The organism is Streptomyces lincolnensis (genome assembly GCF_001685355.1).
GTDB classification, from domain to species: domain Bacteria; phylum Actinomycetota; class Actinomycetes; order Streptomycetales; family Streptomycetaceae; genus Streptomyces; species Streptomyces lincolnensis.
The window spans coordinates 8,577,103-8,596,256 of sequence record NZ_CP016438.1; the positions used below are offsets into that span (position 1 = coordinate 8,577,103).

The 19,154-nt window shown below is 71.4% G+C and carries 18 protein-coding genes; 9 read left to right on the plus strand and 9 right to left on the minus strand.

The genetic code is table 11. The features are described from left to right. Nucleotides 1–46 precede the first annotated feature (46 nt). Entirely contained in the window at nucleotides 47–2,536 is a 2,490-nt protein-coding gene (locus SLINC_RS37850; protein WP_182449251.1) for a ThuA domain-containing protein, read from the minus strand. Between the two features lie 189 nt (nucleotides 2,537–2,725). Here SLINC_RS37850 and SLINC_RS37855 point away from each other — a divergent pair, with 189 nt between their 5' ends. Then, complete coding sequence (locus SLINC_RS37855; protein WP_067442941.1) at nucleotides 2,726–3,697, plus strand: multicopper oxidase domain-containing protein; 972 nt, start codon at nucleotides 2,726–2,728, stop codon at nucleotides 3,695–3,697. A gap of 3 nt (nucleotides 3,698–3,700) precedes the next feature. On the opposite strand, the gene SLINC_RS37860 is transcribed toward SLINC_RS37855, so the two are convergent. Beyond that, complete coding sequence (locus SLINC_RS37860; RefSeq protein WP_067442942.1) at nucleotides 3,701–4,582, minus strand: hypothetical protein; 882 nt, start codon at nucleotides 4,580–4,582, stop codon at nucleotides 3,701–3,703. A 144-nt stretch (nucleotides 4,583–4,726) separates the two neighbouring features. Between SLINC_RS37860 and SLINC_RS37865 the strand changes: the two genes are divergently transcribed. Next, on the plus strand, nucleotides 4,727–5,749 hold the full coding sequence (locus SLINC_RS37865; RefSeq protein ID WP_067442943.1) for a LacI family DNA-binding transcriptional regulator: 1,023 nt from the start codon (nucleotides 4,727–4,729) through the stop codon (nucleotides 5,747–5,749). A gap of 26 nt (nucleotides 5,750–5,775) precedes the next feature. Here the strand turns inward: SLINC_RS37865 and SLINC_RS37870 are convergent, their stop codons facing one another. Further along, nucleotides 5,776–6,564 carry a VOC family protein gene (locus tag SLINC_RS37870; RefSeq protein WP_067442944.1) on the minus strand — a complete coding sequence of 263 codons (789 nt, stop codon included), beginning with the start codon at nucleotides 6,562–6,564 and terminating at the stop codon, nucleotides 5,776–5,778. A 196-nt stretch (nucleotides 6,565–6,760) separates the two neighbouring features. Here SLINC_RS37870 and SLINC_RS37875 point away from each other — a divergent pair, with 196 nt between their 5' ends. After that, nucleotides 6,761–7,006: a WhiB family transcriptional regulator gene (locus SLINC_RS37875; RefSeq protein WP_067442945.1), complete on the plus strand. Its 246-nt coding sequence runs from the start codon at nucleotides 6,761–6,763 to the stop codon at nucleotides 7,004–7,006. A 99-nt stretch (nucleotides 7,007–7,105) separates the two neighbouring features. Here SLINC_RS37875 and SLINC_RS37880 read toward each other — a convergent pair whose 3' ends face one another. The 4 genes from SLINC_RS37880 to SLINC_RS37895 form a co-directional block, all read right to left on the minus strand. Next, nucleotides 7,106–8,083 carry an acyl-ACP desaturase gene (locus SLINC_RS37880; RefSeq protein ID WP_067442946.1) on the minus strand — a complete coding sequence of 326 codons (978 nt, stop codon included), beginning with the start codon at nucleotides 8,081–8,083 and terminating at the stop codon, nucleotides 7,106–7,108. A 221-nt stretch (nucleotides 8,084–8,304) separates the two neighbouring features. Continuing rightward, nucleotides 8,305–9,081: a dimethylargininase gene (ddaH, locus tag SLINC_RS37885; RefSeq protein ID WP_067446132.1), complete on the minus strand. Its 777-nt coding sequence runs from the start codon at nucleotides 9,079–9,081 to the stop codon at nucleotides 8,305–8,307. 97 nt (nucleotides 9,082–9,178) lie between these two features. Continuing rightward, nucleotides 9,179–11,434: an ATP-binding cassette domain-containing protein gene (locus SLINC_RS37890; RefSeq protein WP_067442947.1), complete on the minus strand. Its 2,256-nt coding sequence runs from the start codon at nucleotides 11,432–11,434 to the stop codon at nucleotides 9,179–9,181. Nucleotides 11,435–11,444: 10 nt separating this feature from the next. Continuing rightward, the gene (locus SLINC_RS37895) at nucleotides 11,445–13,070 is read right to left on the minus strand and encodes an ABC-F family ATP-binding cassette domain-containing protein (protein ID WP_067442948.1); all 1,626 of its coding nucleotides are present in this window, start codon (nucleotides 13,068–13,070) and stop codon (nucleotides 11,445–11,447) included. Nucleotides 13,071–13,372: 302 nt separating this feature from the next. Between SLINC_RS37895 and SLINC_RS37900 the strand changes: the two genes are divergently transcribed. Then, nucleotides 13,373–14,056 carry a GOLPH3/VPS74 family protein gene (locus SLINC_RS37900; RefSeq protein WP_067442949.1) on the plus strand — a complete coding sequence of 228 codons (684 nt, stop codon included), beginning with the start codon at nucleotides 13,373–13,375 and terminating at the stop codon, nucleotides 14,054–14,056. A gap of 189 nt (nucleotides 14,057–14,245) precedes the next feature. Here SLINC_RS37900 and ssgD read toward each other — a convergent pair whose 3' ends face one another. Next, a complete protein-coding gene (ssgD, locus tag SLINC_RS37905) occupies nucleotides 14,246–14,662 on the minus strand; it encodes a spore wall synthesis regulator SsgD (RefSeq protein WP_067442950.1) in 417 nt (138 codons plus the stop codon). Nucleotides 14,663–14,910: 248 nt separating this feature from the next. Between ssgD and SLINC_RS37910 the strand changes: the two genes are divergently transcribed. The 4 genes from SLINC_RS37910 to mmpA all read left to right on the plus strand — a co-directional run bounded on the left by SLINC_RS37910 (nucleotide 14,911) and on the right by mmpA (nucleotide 17,425). Continuing rightward, nucleotides 14,911–16,023, plus strand: coding sequence for a beta propeller repeat protein (locus tag SLINC_RS37910; protein ID WP_375141510.1), 1,113 nt, complete (start codon nucleotides 14,911–14,913; stop codon nucleotides 16,021–16,023). A gap of 53 nt (nucleotides 16,024–16,076) precedes the next feature. Next, a complete protein-coding gene (locus SLINC_RS37915) occupies nucleotides 16,077–16,406 on the plus strand; it encodes a plasmid stabilization protein (RefSeq protein WP_067442952.1) in 330 nt (109 codons plus the stop codon). Between the two features lie 100 nt (nucleotides 16,407–16,506). Then, the gene (locus tag SLINC_RS37920; protein WP_067442953.1) at nucleotides 16,507–17,217 is read left to right on the plus strand and encodes an endonuclease V; all 711 of its coding nucleotides are present in this window, start codon (nucleotides 16,507–16,509) and stop codon (nucleotides 17,215–17,217) included. Nucleotides 17,218–17,278: 61 nt separating this feature from the next. Further along, nucleotides 17,279–17,425, plus strand: a complete 147-nt coding sequence (mmpA, locus tag SLINC_RS48665; protein WP_170068294.1) for a morphogenic membrane protein MmpA — start codon at nucleotides 17,279–17,281, stop codon at nucleotides 17,423–17,425. A gap of 24 nt (nucleotides 17,426–17,449) precedes the next feature. Here the strand turns inward: mmpA and SLINC_RS37925 are convergent, their stop codons facing one another. Then, nucleotides 17,450–18,628, minus strand: a complete 1,179-nt coding sequence (locus SLINC_RS37925) for a saccharopine dehydrogenase family protein (RefSeq protein ID WP_067442954.1) — start codon at nucleotides 18,626–18,628, stop codon at nucleotides 17,450–17,452. Nucleotides 18,629–18,721: 93 nt separating this feature from the next. On the opposite strand from SLINC_RS37925, the gene SLINC_RS37930 reads away from it, so the two are divergent. Continuing rightward, a complete protein-coding gene (locus SLINC_RS37930) occupies nucleotides 18,722–19,102 on the plus strand; it encodes an MmcQ/YjbR family DNA-binding protein (protein ID WP_067446134.1) in 381 nt (126 codons plus the stop codon). Nucleotides 19,103–19,154 lie beyond the last annotated feature (52 nt).

Genomic DNA, 19,154 nt, shown 5'->3' on the forward strand with positions numbered 1-19,154 from the left:
GCCAGTACGGCCGTCCAGAGTCTTCGCCGCCGTGTCACCCGCGTGGTCACTGAGCCCCCCTCACCAGCTGGTCCGCGGCCGGCGTCGGCCCGCCGCCCTTGTAGGTGACCCGCCACAGCGCCGACTTGGCGTCCGAGGTGAAGAAGCCACGGCCGTAGTCGAGGACGTACAGCGCGCCGTCCGGACCGAACTTCCAGTCCATGAGGTTCTTGATGCCGTCGTTGCCGATCGGCACGATCTTCTTCAACGACTCGGAGTGCACGGGCAGTCCGCCCTCGCCGTGGTTCCTCGGATCGGTGATGACCGCGTTGCGCGGCTGGTCGGCGTCGTAGAAGTCACCGACGAACCACTTGCCGTCCCAGTACGCCGGCCACTTGACGGTGCTGGTGGCCGAGGCGGTGTCGTAGCGGTAGACCGGCCCGTTCATCGCGGCCTGGCCGCCGCCCTTGAGCCAGGGCAGCAGATAGGTGGCCTGCTCCGGCTTGTACGAGGGGATGCCGTTCGCGTCCCGCGGGTAGTCCGGTGCGCCGCCCTGCGGGGAGTACCAGATGTTGTTGCCGGTGACGGGCGGCAGGTTCACCAGGCCGTCGTTGTTCGGCGACTCGTTCTTCGGGCGGTCGCAGTCGTACCAGCCCAGCGGCTGCGAGGGGTCCGGCAGATTGCGGTCCCGGTAGGGCTGCTTGTTGCCCATGCAGTACGGCCAGCCCCGGTTGCTCGCCTTGGTGATCACGGCGAACGTGTCGTACTTGGCGGGGCCCCAGGTCGTCGACGGCGCGCTCGCGTCCGGGCCGACCCAGCCGGCGTAGAGGATGTCGGTCGCCTGGTCGACGAAGATGCGGGCCGGGTTCCTGACCCCCATCACATAGATCTCGCCGCGCGTCTTGCCGCCGCCCTCGTCGGTCTCCCTGCCGGTGAAGAGATTGCCGTCGGGGAGTGTGTACGTCCCGTCGGCCTCCGGGTGGATGCGCAGGATCTTGCCGTTGAGGTTGTTGGTGTTGCCGGCGGTGCGGCGCGCGTCCGCGAAGGAGACGCCCTTGTAGTTGGGCTGCGGGTTGTTGCCGGAGTAGCCGGCGCTGAAGCCGCTGGAGTTGTTGTCACCCGTCGCGATGTACAGGTTGCCCTGGGAGTCCCAGGCCATCCCGCCGCCCGAGTGGCAGCAACTGTGCACCTGCACCGGCCACTTGAGCAGCACCTTCTCGCTGTTCAGGTCCAGCTTGTTGGTGGCGAGGTCGAGCGTGAAGCGGGAGACGTACCGCTCGGCCATGCGGGTGTCGCGGTTGAGCCGGGAGTGCGGGGTGTAATGCAGGTACACCCAGCCGTTCTGCTCGAAGCGCGGGTCGAGTTCGATGCCGAGCAGGCCCTCCTCGACCTTGACCAGCTCGTCGCCGCCGCCCTTGTTGCCGAAGACCGTCAACGCCCCCGCCAGGGTGACCTTCTTGGTCGCCGGGTCGTAGACGTGGATCTCGCCCTTGCCCTTGCCGATGTCCGGGTTGTTCCAGTCCGTGATCACCGGCTGGGAGGAGTCGGCGCCACCCCGGCCGATGTAGAACACGCGTCCGTCGGGCGCGGTGACCAGGCCGTGCGGTTCGCCGATCTGGTCGTTCTGCCCGGCCTGGTTGGGCTGGGTGAGGCGCTCGGCCGTGTAGTTGCCGTTGATCGTCGCCTTGCAGTCGGCCCGCGCCATCCGGGTGGTCCACAGCAGGGCGCCGCGCAGATGCGTACGGAACTCCGTCTCGTCGTACGACGACACCGTGCCGCCCATACCGGTGTAGAAGGAGCGGCCGCCGTCGTAGTCCCGGCACCAACTCACCGGATGGTCCCAGCCGTTGGCGCTCGCGCCGGGCTTGTAGGTCGACTCCCGCACCCGGGCGACGGTGTGCACCTCGCCGGAGGGGTTCTTCGTCCAGTTGAACCACTGGTCGGGCCGCTTCCACTGCACCGGAAGGTCCTTGGTGGCCGGATGCCGGCGGTCGCCCACCTCGACGGTCGCCCGCTGCACGGCCGCCGGGCTCGACGCCGCGGGACGGGCCCCGACGAGACCGGTGAACCAGTCCGAGTACGGCTCCGCGCGGGCCGCGTCATGGATGCCGACGAATCCGCCGCCCGCCTCCATGTAGGCCTCCAGGCCCGCCTCCTGGTCCGGGTCGAGGACATCGCCCCCGCCGGTCAGGAACACGACCGCGTTGTACGTGCCGAGCCGGGCCTCGTCGGTGAACACCCGGGCGTCGCCCGTGGCCTCGACCGCGAACCGCTGGTTCGCGGGCCCGGACAGCCCGATCCGCTCGATCGCCTCGATGCCGGCGTTGACGACCGGCGACTCCTCCCCGGACGCGGCCGACCCGTGGAAGATCAGCACCTGTACGTCCGAGCCGCCCGGTGGCGACTTCACGGACATCGTTGTCGGCAACGGGCCGGGATCCGGACCCGCCGTGGCGGTGGTCCCCGACAGCATCCCCGCGGCCACCACACCGGCCGTCACGGTCGCCGTCCAGACCCGTCTTCTTCCGCTTCTCGCGCTCAACCCTCGTAAGTGCATGGGCACCTCCTCGGTCACAGCAACAGCGCCATGGAAGCTAGACCTCTTTGCCCAACTCGCCAATACCTATGACCGCGTTGGCACGAACTTTGTCCAGGGTGTGGATAAACGGGTCCGATGCCGCTACGGTCTCACAGGTTCATCACAGGTGCGTCTCCGCAAGTTCCGTATCAGGGTGGGGAGTTCCGCATGGACAGACGCGGGTTCAACCGGCGGGTGCTGCTGGGCGGCGCGGTCGTCGCGACATCGATGTCGCTCGGGCCGGAGGCCATGAGCGCGGCCGCCCCGAGGATCGCCCCCGGCGGGGGTGAGGTCAGGCGCATCAAGCTGTACGCCGAGAAGCTCGCCGGCGGGCAGATGGGCTACGGCCTGGAGAAGGGCAAGGCGACCGTTCCGGGGCCGCTGATCGAACTCAACGAGGGCGACACCCTCCACATCGAGTTCGAGAACACCATGGACGTGGCGGTGAGCCTGCATGTGCACGGCCTGGACTACGAGATCTCCAGCGACGGCACGAAGCAGAACAAGAGCGACGTCGAGCCGGGCGGCACCCGCACCTACACCTGGCGCACCCACCTCCCCGGCCGCCGGGCGGACGGCACCTGGCGGGCGGGCAGCGCGGGCTACTGGCACTACCACGACCACGTCGTCGGCACCCCGCACGGCACGATCGGCCTCCAGAAGGGCCTGTACGGTCCGGTGATCGTGCGCCGCAAGGGCGATGTCCTGCCGGACGCGACCCACACGATCGTCTTCAACGACATGCTCATCAACAACAAGCCGGCGCACTCGGGCCCGAACTTCGAGGCCACGGTGGGCGATCGCGTCGAGTTCGTGATGATCACGCACGGCGAGTTCTACCACACCTTCCACATGCACGGTCACCGCTGGGCCGACAACCGCACGGGCATGCTCACCGGCCCCGACGACCCCAGCCAGGTCATCGACAACAAGATCGTCGGCCCCGCGGACTCCTTCGGCTTCCAGGTGATCGCGGGTGAGGGGGTCGGAGCGGGCGCCTGGATGTACCACTGCCACGTCCAGAGCCACTCCGACATGGGCATGGTGGGCCTGTTCCTGGTGAAGAAGACGGACGGGACGATCCCCGGGTACGACCCGCACGAGCACGGCTCGCACTCGGCGGCCGGTCATGACCACTGACGCTCAGGAGATGTCCAGCACCGACCACTCCAGGGCCGCTTCTCCCTGGACGTAGAGGCGCGGACCTCGGGAGACGACCCGGCGGCGGCCGATCGTGCTCCCGTCCGGCAGGACCAGCCGGCCCTCCGTGACGGGTTCGGCGGTCTCGTCGGTGAGGCGGCAGTCCACGAGCCGGTCGTGCTCGTCCTCGTATCCCCCGAAGAGGACCAGGCGGTCGCCGTGCACGGCGAGTCCCCTCGCCCCGTGGACGCCCGTCCGCCGTACGCGTACGCCCCGTTCGCGGTCGATCTCCAGCAACGGGAAGTCGGTGTAGGGGTACGCCCAGGCGGTCCGGCCGTGGACGTTCAGGGCGTAGCAGTGGGAGATCTCCCCTGCCCCGGACACCGGCCGGAACGTCCACAGGGCCTCGCCCGTGGTGCTCCAGCAGCGCAGACCGGGCCGGCTGAGGGGGTCATCGCCGTAGATGCCCTCGTCGAAGTACCCCACCCACAGGTCGCCCGCCTCGTCCGCCTGGAGATGTCCGATGGCGTCCCCCACCCGGAAGCGGGCGCCGCATCGCCCGAAGGCGTCGAAGAGCTGGACGTGGTCCTCGTTCGCCCGTGAGCGCTGGTCCGCGACCACGAAACCGCCGTCCGGCAGGGGCTCCAGGGCCGGGAAGCCTGCCAGTACGGCGTGCAGGTGTGTCTCGCCGACGGAGTCGTCCCCGACGGTGACCACCACCGCGTCGTACGGATCGGGGCGCCGACCGCCTGGATCCCGCTCGGTGAGCAGCCAGTGCGCCCGGCCGTACGCATCGACCGTGCTGTGTGCGATGTGTCTGTCGTGATACCTGCGCGGCAACCGGGCGAAGGGCGCGAGCCGCGTCTCGGGGCGCCTACTCGGCATGGGCCTTTCTGGATGTCATGCGGTGATCCTCGACGAGGCGATGCGGGGCACGCAAGCTCTTTTCACCGCCCGCGAGAGCGCTCTCACCGCGCTGCCCGGACCGGCGTTATCCTGATCCGCACCCCGCCGACGAGGAGCCCCGACGTGACCGACACAGCGCCGCGCCCCACCCTGGAGGCCGTGGCCGCGCGGGCCGGGGTGTCGCGGGCCACCGCGTCCCGGGTGGTCAACGGCGGGGACGGGGTGCGCGAACCGCTCGTCGAGCGGGTGCGCAGGGCGGTCGAGGAACTCGGATACGTGCCCAACCAGGCCGCCCGGAGTCTGGTCACCCGGCGCCACGACGCCATCGCCGTCGTGGTCGCCGAACCGGAGACCCGGGTCTTCGCCGACCCCTTCTTCGCCCTCCAACTGCGCGGGATCAGCAAGGAGTTGACGGCCCACGACAACCAACTCGTGCTGCTGCTCACCGAAGGACGGGACGACCACGCCCGGGTCGGCCGCTATCTGGCCGGAGGGCACGTCGACGGGGCGCTGGTGTTCTCGCTGCACCTCGACGACCCGCTGCCCGGACTGATCCAACGGGCCGGTGTGCCCACCGTGTTCGGCGGGCGGCCCGGGTGGAGCGACGGCCTGCGGGACGTGGTGTACGTCGACAGCGACAACCGCGGCGGTGCCCGCGACGCCGTGCGCCATCTCGTCGGCCTCGGCCGTACCCGGGTCGCGCACATCACCGGCGCCCTGGACCAGACCTCGGCGGTGGACCGGCTGGAGGGCTTCAAGGACGTCATGGGCGACGCCGGCTCCCGGCTGGTGGTGCACGGGGACTTCACGCCGGCCGGGGGCGAGCGGGCGATGCGCGAACTCCTCGACCGGTGCCCGGACGTCGACGCCGTGTTCGCCGCCAACGACCTCACCGCCGCCGGTGCGTTGCGCGTGCTGCGGGAACGGGGCCGACGGGTGCCCGAGGACGTCGCCGTGATCGGCTTCGACGACATGCAGCCCGTCGCCGAACAGACCGACCCGCCCCTGACGACGGTCCGCCAGGACATCGAGGAGATGGGCCGGTTGATGGCCCGCCTGCTGCTGCACGGCGACGACGAACTGCCGCGGGGCACACCCGCCGGGGTCGTCCTGCCGACGACGATGGTCCACCGCGCCTCGGCCTGACCCCCGGCCCACCCCCTCGCGGTCGGCTACGCCTGCGGAGGCGCGCTCTTGATCACCGCGAAGCGGGCGCCGTAGGGGTCCGCCAGCTCGGCGATCCTGCCCACGTCCTCCAGGTCGGTCGCCGGCAGGCGCACCGTGCCGCCCCGCTCCTGGGCCGCGGCCACGACGGCGTCCGTGTCCGGGACCTCGAAGTACGGCAGCCAGGCCCCGGCGGATGCCTTGGTCGGGTCGTCCTCCAGCGGGACGATCCCGCCGAACATGGCGTCCGGCTCGGTGCCCTGCGGGTGGACGGTGGTGTAGCTGCCCCCGGCGAAGGTGAGGGCGGAGGTCTCCCAGCCGAACAGGGCGTTGTAGAACCCGGCGGCGGCGGGCAGGTCCGGGACGTACAGCTCCAGCCAGCACAGCGAGCCCTGCTCCTGCACGACGTCGAGCCCCTTGGTGGCGGCGGGCTGCCAGATGCCGAAATGCACGCCGGCCTGGTCGGCGAGGATCGCCATGCGGCCCCGGTCCAGGACGTCCATGGGCTGCACGAGCACCGAGCCGTGCTTGTGCTCGGCCGTCTTCGCGGTGGCGTCCGCGTCCGGGGCCTGGAAGTAGACGGTCCAGGAGGGCGGGCCCTGGTCCGCGGTGGTCTGCATGCCGCCCGCCACGGTCCTGCCGTCGAGCTGGAACAAGCCGTAGCCGCCGGTCTCGGGGCCGCCCGGCTGGAACTGCCAGCCGAACAGCGCGCCGTAGAAGGAGGCGGCGCCGTCGATGTCGGGGGTCCCGAGATCGACCCAGTTCGGAGCGCCGGTGACATAACGGGTGGTGAGCATGTTGTGCCCTCCTTCGAGGGGTCCCGTTGCCTGCACTGCCGAGTCTCGCACCGCCCACCGACAATCGCGCGGCATTCCGCGCGCCGCCGTGCATTCGAGCGTGTGTACGGGTCATCATCGGTGGGCCGGAGGCCGCGGAGGCCTCGTTGATCGCGCGTTGATGGAATGTTTTTCGCCGCCCGGCACGATCCAGGGCATGCACATCGACACCATCACCCCGGCCGACCTCGCCTGGCAGGCGCAGGCGCTGTGTGCGCAGACCGGGGCGGACTTCTTCTTTCCCGAGCCGGGCAGCTCGGTCCGGGAGGCGAAGCGCATCTGCGGTATGTGCGAGATGCGCCCCGCCTGCCTGGAGTACGCGCTGTCCAACGACGAGCGCTTCGGCGTGTGGGGCGGCCTGTCCGAGAAGGAACGGCTGCATCTCAGACGGACCACGCACTGACCCGCGCACCGACCGCGGTGCGCGACACGACCTCGCGCACCCGGAGACGACGAAGTGGCCGGCCCGCACACGCGGGCCGGCCACTTCGTCGGGAACGGGTCAGCCCGCGGCGCGCGCCGCCATCCGCGCCTTGCGCGCGGCCAGCTTCTCGTCGAACTTGGACGCCTCCGAGTCCAGGGCGCCCATGTACAGACCGAGTTCCTCCTGCGCCTTGAGGCCCTCCGGGCCGAGGCCGTCGATCTCCAGGACCTTCAGGAAGCGCAGAACGGGCTGGATGACGTCGTCGTGGTGGATGCGCATGTTGTAGATCTCGCCGATCGCCATCTGCGCCGCGGCCCGCTCGAAGCCGGGCATGCCGTGGCCGGGCATCCGGAAGTTCACGATCACGTCGCGCACCGCCTGCATCGTCAGGTCGGGCGCGAGGTCGAAGGCCGCCTTGAGCAGGTTCCGGTAGAAGACCATGTGCAGGTTCTCGTCGGTCGCGATGCGGGCCAGCATGCGGTCGCAGACCGGGTCGCCCGACTGGTGGCCGGTGTTGCGGTGCGAGACCCGGGTCGCCAGCTCCTGGAAGGCGACGTAGGCCACCGAGTGCAGCATCGAGTGGCGGTTGTCCGACTCGAAGCCCTCGCTCATGTGGGCCATCCGGAACTGCTCCAGCTGGTCCGGGTCGACCGCGCGGGAGGCGAGCAGGTAGTCCCGCATCACGATGCCGTGGCGGCCCTCCTCGGCGGTCCAGCGGTGCACCCAGGTGCCCCAGGCGCCGTCGCGGCCGAAGAGGGAGGCGATCTCGTGGTGGTAGCTGGGCAGGTTGTCCTCGGTGAGCAGGTTCACGACCAGCGCGATCCGGCCGATCTCGGTGACCTTGGACTGTTCCTTCTGCCACGCCTCGCCGTCCTCGAAGAGGCCGGGGAAGTTGCGGGCGTCGCTGAACGGCACGTACTCGTGCGGCATCCAGTCCTTGGCGACGTTCAGGTGGCGGTTGAGCTCCTGCTCGACGACTTCCTCCAGCGCATACAGCAGCCGGGCGTCGGTCCATGCGGAGGACGGGCTGCCGAGATGAGGGGAAGTGATCGTCACGGGTACTCCAGGGGGACGTGGAACAACAGCGGAAGTCGTCCGGCGCGTGACGTCGAGCGGCGCCGGGGCCTACCTACGGCATCGTAGGCTACGTCTCCGTAGGTTACGAGACCGTAGGTTAAGGACGCGGTAAAGATCCCTGATCAGCAGTGTTCCCCGGGCATGACAAACGGCCCCGGGAACCGCAGGTCCGGGGCCGAAAGGGTGAGACGATCACCCGGTCAGGCGTAGAGCTCCCGCATCCGCACCGAGAGGCACGTCACACATCCTTCGAGCTTCTCGAACTCGCTGATGTCGACCAGGACGGGTTCGTGGCCGAGATCGGCGAGCAGATCCGCCGTCTTCGGCGCGCTCGCCGACATCAGCAGCTCGGGGCCGCCGAGGAGCACCACGTGCGAACCGGCCTCCTCCGGCACCGACAGGAAGCGCGGGAACAGCGAGGGCTTGTCCACCTTCGGGATGTGCCCGAGCACGGTCCCGTCGGGCAGCGCGGTGACCGAGGACTTCAGATGCAGCACCTTGCTCACCGGTACGGCGACGACCCGCGCCCCGAGCGGCTCGAAGGCGGCGCGCAGCTGCTGGACGCCGGCCGCGTTGGTGCGCCCGCCGCGCCCGACGTAGATCGTGTCGTCGATCTTCAGCACGTCGCCGCCGTCCAGCGTGCCCGGCTCCCAGATCCAGTTGACCGAGCACCCCAGCCGGGCCACGGCCTCCTCGACCCCGACGGTCTCGTCCCGCCGGGACTCCGCGCCGGGCCGGGTGATCAGCGCGACGTTCTTGTACATGACGACCGTGTCCTCGACGAACACCGAGTCCGGGCAGTCGTCCTCCGGGGTGACCTCGACGGTCTCCCAGCCGTGCGCCTGCAGGGCCTCGACGTACGCGTCCCACTGTTCGAGGGCGAGGCCGAGGTCGACCTTCTCCCGCTCGATGTGGGTCACCAGACCGTCGGCGAGGCGCGGGCTGGGACGGCGGACGAGGGCCTTCTTGCTGGGCACGAGGAACTCCGGATCGGCGGGACGAGGACCGGTGCCCGCGAGGGGGCACCGGTCAGCCATCATGCAGCGCCGGTGGGCGAGGGCAAAACCCTCGTTGTCAGGCTGTGGCCCTCCTGAGATGCTCCGCGGTGAAGGAGTCCCGGGCCGCGAGAAGCTCCCGAGGGGTCCCCTCGAAGATCACCCGGCCGCCGTCCCGGCCCCCGTCCGGACCCAGGTCGACGACGTGGTCGGCGTGCGCCACCACGTCCAGGTTGTGCTCGACCACCAGGACCGTGTTCCCCGCGTCCACCAGCCGGTCCAGCAACGCGAGCAGCCCGTCGACGTCCGACATGTGCAGCCCCGTCGTCGGCTCGTCCAGCACGTACACGGCGCCCGTCCGGTGCAGCCGGGTCGCCAGTTTGATCCGCTGCCGCTCGCCGCCGGACAGCGTGGACAGCGGCTGCCCCAGGGTCAGGTAGGTGAGGCCGACGTCACGCAGGGCGCGCAGCCGGCGCCGTACGCCGGAGTCCTCGAAGAACTCCAGGGCCTGCTCGGCCGTCATCCCCAGGACGTCGGCGACGGAGTTGCCGCCGACGGTCAGCCGCAGCACCTCGTCCTTGAAGCGCCGCCCCTCGCAGTCGTGGCAGGTCGTCGTCACCGGGTCCATGAACGCGAGGTCGGTGTAGATGATCCCGCGCCCCTCGCGGGTGGCGCACGCGCCGGTGGAGTTGAAGCTGAAGAACCCCGGCCGGGCCCCCGTCTCGCGCGCGAAGATCCTCCGCACCGTGTCCATGATCCCGACGTATGTCGCCGGGGTGGACCGCGCGGAGATCCCGATCGAGGACTGGTCGACGACCACCGCGTCCGGGTGGGCGGCGGTGAACTCCCGCACCAGCGTGCTCTTTCCGGACCCCGCGACACCGGTCACCGCGGTCAGCACCCCGGTCGGGAACTCCACGGTCACCTCCCGCAGGTTGTGCCGGTCGGCGCCCTTGACCCACAGCCCGCCGGTGGGCCGCCGCACCCGCTCCTTGACGGCCGTACGGCGTCCCAGGCACCGCCCGGTCGGCGTGTCCGTCCCGGCCAGTTCGTCCGGCGTCCCCTCGAACACCACCTGTCCGCCCGCGGCACCGGCCCCCGGGCCCATGTCGACGACGTGGTCGGCGAGGGCGATGACATCCGGGTCGTGCTCCACCACCAGCACGGTGTTCCCCTTGTCGCGCAGCCGCAGCAGCAGGTCGCCCAGCCGGCCGACGTCCCGCGGGTGCAGGCCGACGCTGGGCTCGTCGAAGATGTACGTCATCCCGGTCAGGCTGGAGACCAGATGGCGCACGGTCTTCAGCCGCTGCCCCTCGCCCCCGGACAGGGTGGACGTCTCGCGGTCGAGACTGAGATAGCCGAGCCCGATCGCGTCGATCCGTTCGAGAGCGGCCACCGCGGCGGCGGCGATCGGCCCCGCGACCGGGTCGTCGATCTCCTTCAGTACGCCGATCAGGTCGCCGACCTGCATCCGGGCGCAGTCGGCGATGGTCCGGCCGTTGATCCGGGTGGCGAGCGCGGCCGCGCCGAGCCGGGCGCCCCGGCAGTCCGGGCAGGTGCCGTCGGTCAGGAACTCCCGGACCAGATCACGGGTCTTCTGGCTCATGGCGGACAGGTCGCGCTTGAGGTACAGCCGCTCGAACCGGTCGGCGAGCCCCTCGTAGTCGGTGATCCAGGTGCCGCCGGAGCCGTTGACGGCGACCTTGCTGCCGGGGCGGCCGTGCATCAGGAACTCCCGCTCGGCGGCGGTGAACCGGCCGACGGGCCGGTCCGGGTCGAGCTCGTCGCTGTTGGTGTACGTCTGCCCCTGCCAGGTGCCCGCCGCGAACGGCGGGAACCGCACCGCCCCGTCCGCCAGCGACCGCTCCGGGTCCAGGATGCGGTCCCAGTCCGGCCCCACGGTCCGGCCGAGGCCGTCGCAGCGCGGGCACATGCCCGCCGGGTCGTTGAACGAGTACGCCGTCGCCGGCCCGGCGCTCGGGGTGCCGTGCCGGGAGAACAGCACCCGGATCACCGAGTAGACGTCGGTCATCGTGCCGACCGTGGACCGCGAGTGGCCCCCGATCGGCCGCTGGTCGACGACGATCGCGGGGGAGAGGTCCTCCAGCGCGTCGGCGTGCGGCCGCTCGTACTTGGGCAGCCGGTTGCGTACGAACCAGGTGAACGTCTCGTTGAGCTGACGCTGCGACTCCACGGCGATCGTGTCGAAGACGACGGACGACTTCCCCGACCCCGAAACGCCGGTGAACACGGTCAGCCGGCCTTTCGGGATGCGGAGCGTGACGTCCTTGAGGTTGTTCTCACGGGCACCGACGAGCGTGATGAATGCGGGCATGCATTCGACGCTAGGCGGGATACCCGACAGCCTCTGGCGTGATTTCCCTGAGTTCTCCCTCCTCCATGAGCAGCCAGCGGGTGATGCCGATCGACTCCAGGAACGGCAGGTCGTGACTGGCCACGATCAGCGCCCCCTCGTACGACTCCAGGGCCGTGGTCAGCTGCCGCACGCTGGCCATGTCCAGGTTGTTCGTCGGCTCGTCCAGCATCAGCAGCTGCGGAGCCGGTTCCGCCAGCATCAGCGCGGCCAGCGTCGCCCGGAAGCGTTCCCCGCCGGAGAGCGTCGCCGCCTGCTGGTCGGCCCGGGCGCCCCGGAACAGGAAACGGGCCAGCCGCGCCCGGACCCGGTTGTTGGTGGCGCCCGGCGCGAACCGGGCCACGTTCTCGGCCACGCTCAGCTCGCCGTCCAGCACGTCCAGCCGCTGCGGCAGGAACCGCAGGGGCACATGGACCCGTGCCTCGCCGGAGACCGGCTCCAGCTCCCCGGCGATCGTCCGCAGCAGCGTGGTCTTGCCCGCGCCGTTGCGCCCGATCAGCGCGATCCGTTCCGGGCCGCGCAGGTCGAGGCCGCCGGCCACCCGCGCGCCGTACGCCAGTTCCAGATCCAGGAGCATCAGGACCTCCCGGCCCGGCGGTACGGCCGTGTACGGCAGATCGACGCGGATCTCGTCGTCGTCCCGCACGGCCTCCACCGCCTCGTCGAGCCGTTCCTTGGCCTCGGTGAGCTTCTCCTCGTGCATGATCCGGTGCTTGCCCGCCGACACCTCGGCCGAGCGCTTCCTCAGTTTCATCACCGCCCGGGGTTCGCGCTTGGTGTCGTACATCTTCTGCGCGTACCTTCTGCGCCGGGCCAACTTGACGTGGGCGTCGGTCAGTTCGCGCTTCTGCTTCTTCAGGTCGGCCTCGGCGACCCGCACCATCCGCTCGGCCGCCTCCTGCTCGGTGGCCAGCGCCTCCTCGTAGGCCGAGAAGTTGCCGCCGTACCAGGTGACCTCACCCGAGCGCAGGTCGGCGATCTGGTCGACCAGGTCCAGGAGTTCGCGGTCGTGACTGACCACGACCAGGACCCCGGACCAGGACTCCACGGCCGCGTACAGCCGCCGACGCGCGTACAGGTCGAGGTTGTTGGTCGGCTCGTCGAGCAGCAGGATGTCCGGTCGGCGCAGCAGCAGGGCCGCGAGCCGCAGCAGTACCGACTCGCCGCCCGACACCTCACCGATCGTGCGGTCCAACTCGATGTGCCCGAGCCCGAGTTCGCCGAGGGTGGCGAGGGCGCGCTCCTCCACGTCCCAGTCGTCCCCGACCGTCTCGAAGTGCTCATCGGACACGTCACCGGCCTCGATGGCGTGCAGCGCGGCCCGTTTCGCGGCGATGTCGAGCGCCTCGTCGACCCGCAGACCGGTGTCCAGCGTGACGTTCTGCGGGAGGTAGCCGACCGGGCCGGCGACCTTGACGGTGCCGTCGGCCGGGGCGAGTTCGCCGGCGATCAGCTTCAGCAGGGTTGATTTCCCCGAGCCGTTGATGCCGACGAGCCCGGTCCTGCCGGGGCCGAAGGCGACGTCGAGGTCCTCGAAGACAGCGGTGCCGTCGGGCCACGCGTAGGTGAGGGAGGTGCAGGTGATGGACAGGGACATAAGGGCCTCCACGGTTGCTCGGGACGATCAGGGGCACACGTGTGTCGAGACACCGGGGCGGCGGCCTGAGAGGGAGGCCCGGAAAAACCGGGGCATGAGAAAAGCCCTGCTCGTCGGGACGGCTCGAACGCCGAGGTCGCACGCTACGTACACACAGCTGTGGTGTGACGCGGTGTCTCAGGACCTCAGACGAGCAACGTCCTTCTCCAATCGACGGCAACAGGACCGCTGTACACCGTAGGAGCAGCCCTTCGGGGCTGTCAACGGATTAACGTGAGCTCGCACCGCCCGAAGGAGGCCCCGTGCCCAACGGCTCGCTCTCGCTGCCGGCCCGGCTGTACCTGCTGGCCTGGGACATCACGCGGCCGGAGGCCACCGGCGCCGCCCAGCCGCACCACCTCGTCCGGGCCGGCGCCCTCGTCGAACTGGCCCAGCGCGGTCTGCTCACCGACGACGACGGCATCGCCACGCCGGTCGACCTCGACGCCAGTGCCGGTGACGCGGTCCTGGACGGACTGCTGGAGCTGGTCCGGGAGTCCCGGCCGCACGGATGGCGGACCTGGGTGACGCTGCGGGCGCGGGTCACCCTGGAGGCCGTACGGGAGCAGCTGACCGCGGACGGCTATCTGCGGGCCGAGAAGCACCGGGTGCTGGGGATCTTCCCGACGGTGGAGTACGTCCTCGACCGGGAGTCCGCCGTCGAGGCCCTCCGTGAGGAGACCCGGCAGGTGCTCCAGGGGGCGCTGCCGGTCGGGGAGGTCTCCGAGCGGGACGCCGCCGTCGCCGCGCTCGCGGGCACCGTCCACCTGTGCACCCTGGCGCCCGGCACGGACCGTGCCTCCGGGTACGGGCAGCGGTTGGACGCGCCGGCGGCACTGACGGACCGGGCCGGGGCGGCCACTGACGCGCTCGGGAAGGTCGTCCGGGAGGTGCGGGCGGCGCTGGCCGCGGCGCAGGCGTCGGAACCGGCTCCGGCGGGCGGCTGACTGTCCCCGGGGCCGTCAGCCCGGGGTGAAGACGCCCGTCGACGGTGGCGACGGTGGTTGAACGTGAACGTCAGGGCCGGTTCCGGCGCACCGCCGCGCCGCGCACCCTGGTCCGCCGTGCCGCGCGGGAGCTGCGGGGCACGGGAGAACCGCTGGGCGCGGGGGGCCGGGCGAGCCGCCGGCAGGGGTTCAGCAGGCGTCCCGCATCAGCTCGGCGAGATCGTGGTCCAGGTCGAGCTGGAGGTGCTCCAGACCGACGGGGACCAGCTCACCGGTCGCGTCGAGGAACTGCTGGAGCTCGCCCGTGCGCACGTGCACGACGGCCGTCCCCTCCGGGGCGTGGAACTCCAGGACGGTGCGCTCGTAGCCGTAGGGCCGCACCCGTACGTCGCCGTGACCCTCCGGGCTCTCCAGGCCGGCCGCGAGGAGCTCGCGGCTGAAGGTCCAGCAGACTTCGACACCCTCCAGCGTGGCCGGGGCGGGGAAGGTCATGCGGACGGCGAACGGGTCGCTTCGGTCGTAGTGCAGCGTGGCGGGGATGCTCGGCATCCGCGGCGCGGCGGCGACGAGACGGGCCTCGACTGGCTGCTCGATGACGATGGACAACGCCTTGCTCCCTTGTGACGGCGGGATGGACTTCCGGGCACGAGGCCAGGCACTGGAAGAGACGCCGGAACGAGTCAATCCGTGCACCCGCAAATCGAGTGACCTCTGTCACCGTCTTCATTCACGGAAGTGGCCCAGCTCTCCTTCTGGGATGTGAAAGACGGGTGGGGCGACGGCCGTACGGCGACCGCGGTACGGCGACGGGGTCCTCTGGACGGCACCCGGGCCGTGGGCTAGCTTCGCCCGCCATGAGGCGCTTGGGGAACACGCGAGGCACGAGACGTACGAGACGCACCACCCGGACGGTCGCCGCCGCGGCGGCCTGCGCGGCGGCACTGGCCGCCCTGACCGCCGTACCGGCACAGGCGCAGACGCCGCCGGACCGGTCCCCGCACTGGGAGCTGAAGGACACCGCCAGCCCCGACGTCCGGTTCCGCGGACTCGCGGCCGTCGACCGCAGGACCGCGTGGGTCTCTGGCACCGGGGGCACCGTGCTGCGCACCACGGACGGCGGGGCGAGCTGGCGGAACGTCTCGCCTCCCGGCGCGGCCGAGCTCCAGTTCCGGGACATCGAGGCGTTCGACGCGCGCCGGGCCGTGGTCCTGGCCATCGGCGAGGGCGAGGCGTCCCGCGTCTACCGCACCGACGACGGAGGACAGACCTGGACCGAGTCCTTCCGCAACACCGACGCCAAGGCCTTCTACGACTGCCTCACCTTCTTCGACCGCCGCCACGGCCTCGCGATGAGCGACCCTGTCGACGGAAAGTTCCGCATCCTGTCCACCGGTGACGGCGGACGCACCTGGAAGGTCCTGCCGAACACCGGCATGCCCGCCGCGCTGGAGGGAGAGGCGGGCTTCGCGGCGAGCGGCCAGTGCCTGGTCTCCTCGGGACCCAGGGACGTCTGGCTGGCCACCGGCGGCGCCGCACGCGCGCGTGTGCTGCACTCCGCCGACCGCGGACTGACCTGGACGGCCTCCGACACCCCGGTCCCGGCGGGCGATCCGGCCCGCGGCGTCTTCGCCCTCGCCTTCCGCGACCGCGCCCACGGCCTCGCGGTCGGCGGCGACTACCGCCCGGACCGGCCCTCACCGCAGGCGGCCGCGCGCACCGGCGACGGGGGCGCCGGCTGGCGATCCGCCACGAGGCCCGTGCCCGCCTACCGCTCCGGCGTCGCCTGGCTCCCGCACAGCCGCACCACGGCCCTCGCGGTCGGCCCGACCGGCACGGACCTGACCACGGACGCCGGCCGCTCCTGGCGGACCGTGGACCAGGGTTCTTACGACACCGTGGACTGCACCCCCGACCTGGGCTGCTGGGCGGCGGGCGAACAGGGGCGGGTGGCACGCCTGGAGCGGTGACACACCGGAATGCGGGTACCCGGTCGCCGTCTGCGAAAGGAGAGTGAGCGACCATGCCCGCAGGTTCGAGCTCCAAGCGGGAGCGCCAGTACGAGCACATCAAGGAGAGCGCCCAGGACCGGGGCGAGAGCACCGGGCGCGCCAAGGAGATCGCGGCGCGCACGGTCAACAAGGAGCGCGCCCGGTCCGGCGAGTCCAAGTCCGCCAGCCGCACCTCGACGCAGGACATGTCGTCCGGCAAGCGGGGCGGCCAGCGCTCCGGCAAGGGCTCTCAGGGCCCGACGTACGACCAGCTCTACGAAGAGGCCAAGCGCCGGGGCGTGAAGGGCCGTTCGGACATGAACAAGAGCCAGCTCCAGCGCGCCCTGGGCGGCAAGAGCTGACGAGGGGGGTGGCGGCCCCGTCCGAGCAGCGCGGGCCGGCCGGCTCCCGTAGGAACATGATCGCGAGCGCCTGCCCGCGGGTCGTACGCTCGTCCCCATCATGACGACCGTACGCATTCCCGCGGGCTGGCCCGCGACCGAGGAGCGGGCCCGCGCCGTGCAGGACGAACTGCGCGGCCGGGTGGTGCTCGACGAGCCGGGACCGCCGCCGGGGACGGGCCGGGTGACGGGTGTCGACGTGGCCTACGACGACGAACGGGACCTGGTCGCCGCCGCGGCCGTCGTGCTGGACGCGGCGAGCCTCACCGTCGTCGCCGAGGCCACGGCCGTCGGCCGGATCTCCTTCCCGTACGTCCCCGGCCTGCTCGCCTTCCGGGAGATCCCCACGGTCCTCGCGGCCCTTGAAGCCCTGCCCGGCCCGCCCGGCCTGGTCGTGTGCGACGGCTACGGCCTCGCCCACCCGCGCCGCTTCGGCCTCGCCAGTCACCTCGGCGTCCTCACCGGCCTGCCCACGATCGGCGTCGCCAAGAACCCCTTCACCTTCGCTCACGAGGACCCGGACGCGCCGCGCGGCAGCACCTCCCCGCTGCTCGCCGGCACCGAGGAGGTCGGCCGCGCCCTGCGCACCCGGGACGGCGTCAAGCCCGTCTTCGTCTCGGTCGGCCACCGCGTGAGCCTCGACAACGCCTGCGCCCACACCCTGGCGCTCAGCCCCGACTACCGGCTCCCGGAGACGACCCGCAGGGCGGACGCGCTGTGCCGGCGGGCACTGCGGGAGGCGGCACAGGTGTCACGATCCCCGGCCGACTGAGTACGTCGTCTGAGTATCTGTACGGATGTGGCGGCCGTGGCCCGATCGGCAGGCTGTGCCCATGACTTCGCACCGTGCCCCCAGGCCCCTCGCCGACCCGAACCGCCCTGTCGAGCGTGCCGTGAACGCGGGACTGATCCTCGCCACCCTGGCGGGGCTCGGCTGGATCGTGGGAATGATCTACACGCTCGTGCAGTGGCCGCTGTAGCACCGGGTCACGCGGGGGACCGGGTCACCGCTCCGACGCCACCCGGAAGGTGATCCCCGCCCGGCGCAGCCGTTCGGTCAGCGCGTCGCCCATCGCGGCGGCCGTCGTGACCTGTCCGGCGGTCGGCGGGAGGTCGTCGAGGGCGAGGGACAGCGCCGACTCGGCGAACATCTTCGCCGTCTCGTCGTAGCCGGGATCGCCGCCCGCCACCTCGGTGCACACGCGCCGCCCGCCGCCCTCGCCGACGAAACGCACCCGGAACCAGCTCTTCGCCCGCTTCTCGGGCCCCGGCCCCTCGCCCGGCCGCAGCCGGCCGGACAACCAGCGCCGGGCGGGCGGCACCTGGGCGGCGGCGACGAGCGCGCCGACGGCCGCGACCGAGCCCACGGCGACCGGCAGATGCCGTACGGCCGCGTAGTGGCGGTAGCGGAAGTCCGGGCCGTAGCGCTCCAGGGCCCGCGCGGACCGGCGCACGATCTGCGCGTCGATCGTCGGCAGGGGTAGCGCCCAGGCGCCGACCTCCGGGGCGAAGCGCGGCGCTCCGGTCGGAGCGGTGGCCCGGCGCCCCACCAGACGCGGTTCGTGGTGCCCGCGGTCCCGCGCGGCGGCCAGCATCTGCCGCCCGCGCGCGAACTGGCCGAGCGCCGAGGCGAACGTACCGCCGGAGAACGTCGCGTCGGCCGTCACGAACCCGTCGATCCTGAGCGGCACACCCTCCGGAAGCTGCCGGACGGTGAAGTACGCCCCGAGGTCGTGCGGCACCGAGTCGAAGCCGCACGCGTGCACCAGCCGGGCGCCCGTCTCCCGCGCGCGGGTGTCATGGCGGACGTAGGTCAGGTCCACGAACTCCGGCTCGCCCGTGAGGTCGAGATAGTCCGCGCCGGTGTCCGCGCAGGCGGCGACCAGGTCGTCCCCGTAGGCCACATAGGGCCCCACGGTCGTGGCCACCACGCGCGCGTGCTCGGCGAGCGCGCGCAGCGAGGCCGGGTCGGATACGTCGGCCCTCAGCACGCCGATCTCCGCGCCGCCGGGCAGCCGCTCCCGCAGCCGCTCCAGCTTCTCCTCGCTGCGGCCGGCGATCGCCCAGCGCAGTCCCTCGGGCGCGTGGGCGGCGAGGTACTCAGCGGTGAGTGTCCCGACGAAGCCGGTGGCCCCGAAGAGCACGATGTCGTAGGGACGGTCCGTCCTGCTCGGCCTGTTCATGACACCTCTGCATCTCGTCGCACGCGCCGTTGTCGGTGGCCGAGGCTAGCGTGAGGGGGTGCGGAGCCCGACGACGACCCCGGAGGTGACGTGGTGGCCGTACCGAGGAACGCCCTGCGGAAATGGGAGAAGGTGCGCGAGTTCGCCCTGGGGATGCCGGGCGCCACGGAGGAGTTCCCCTGGGGCGAGACGGTCGCCAAGGTCAACAGGAAGGTGTTCGTCTTCCTCGGGGTCGACGACGGCAGCTACCCGCTGGGTGTGACGGTGAAGCTCAAGGACGAGGCCGCGCACGCCCACGCGCTCACCTGCCCCGGCGCCGAACCCGCCGGGTACGGCCTGGGGAAGTCCGGCTGGGTGAGCATCCCGCTGGAGCAGAAGGGCGCCCCCGCCGCCGAGTTGCTGTGCGACTGGGTGGAGGAGAGCTACCGCGCCATCGCCACGAAGCGGTTCGTGGCCGAGCTCGACGCGCGCTGATCCGGCCGACACCGGGGACAATGGGCTAAGCGTTTGCTTTCCCGGGGCTTGT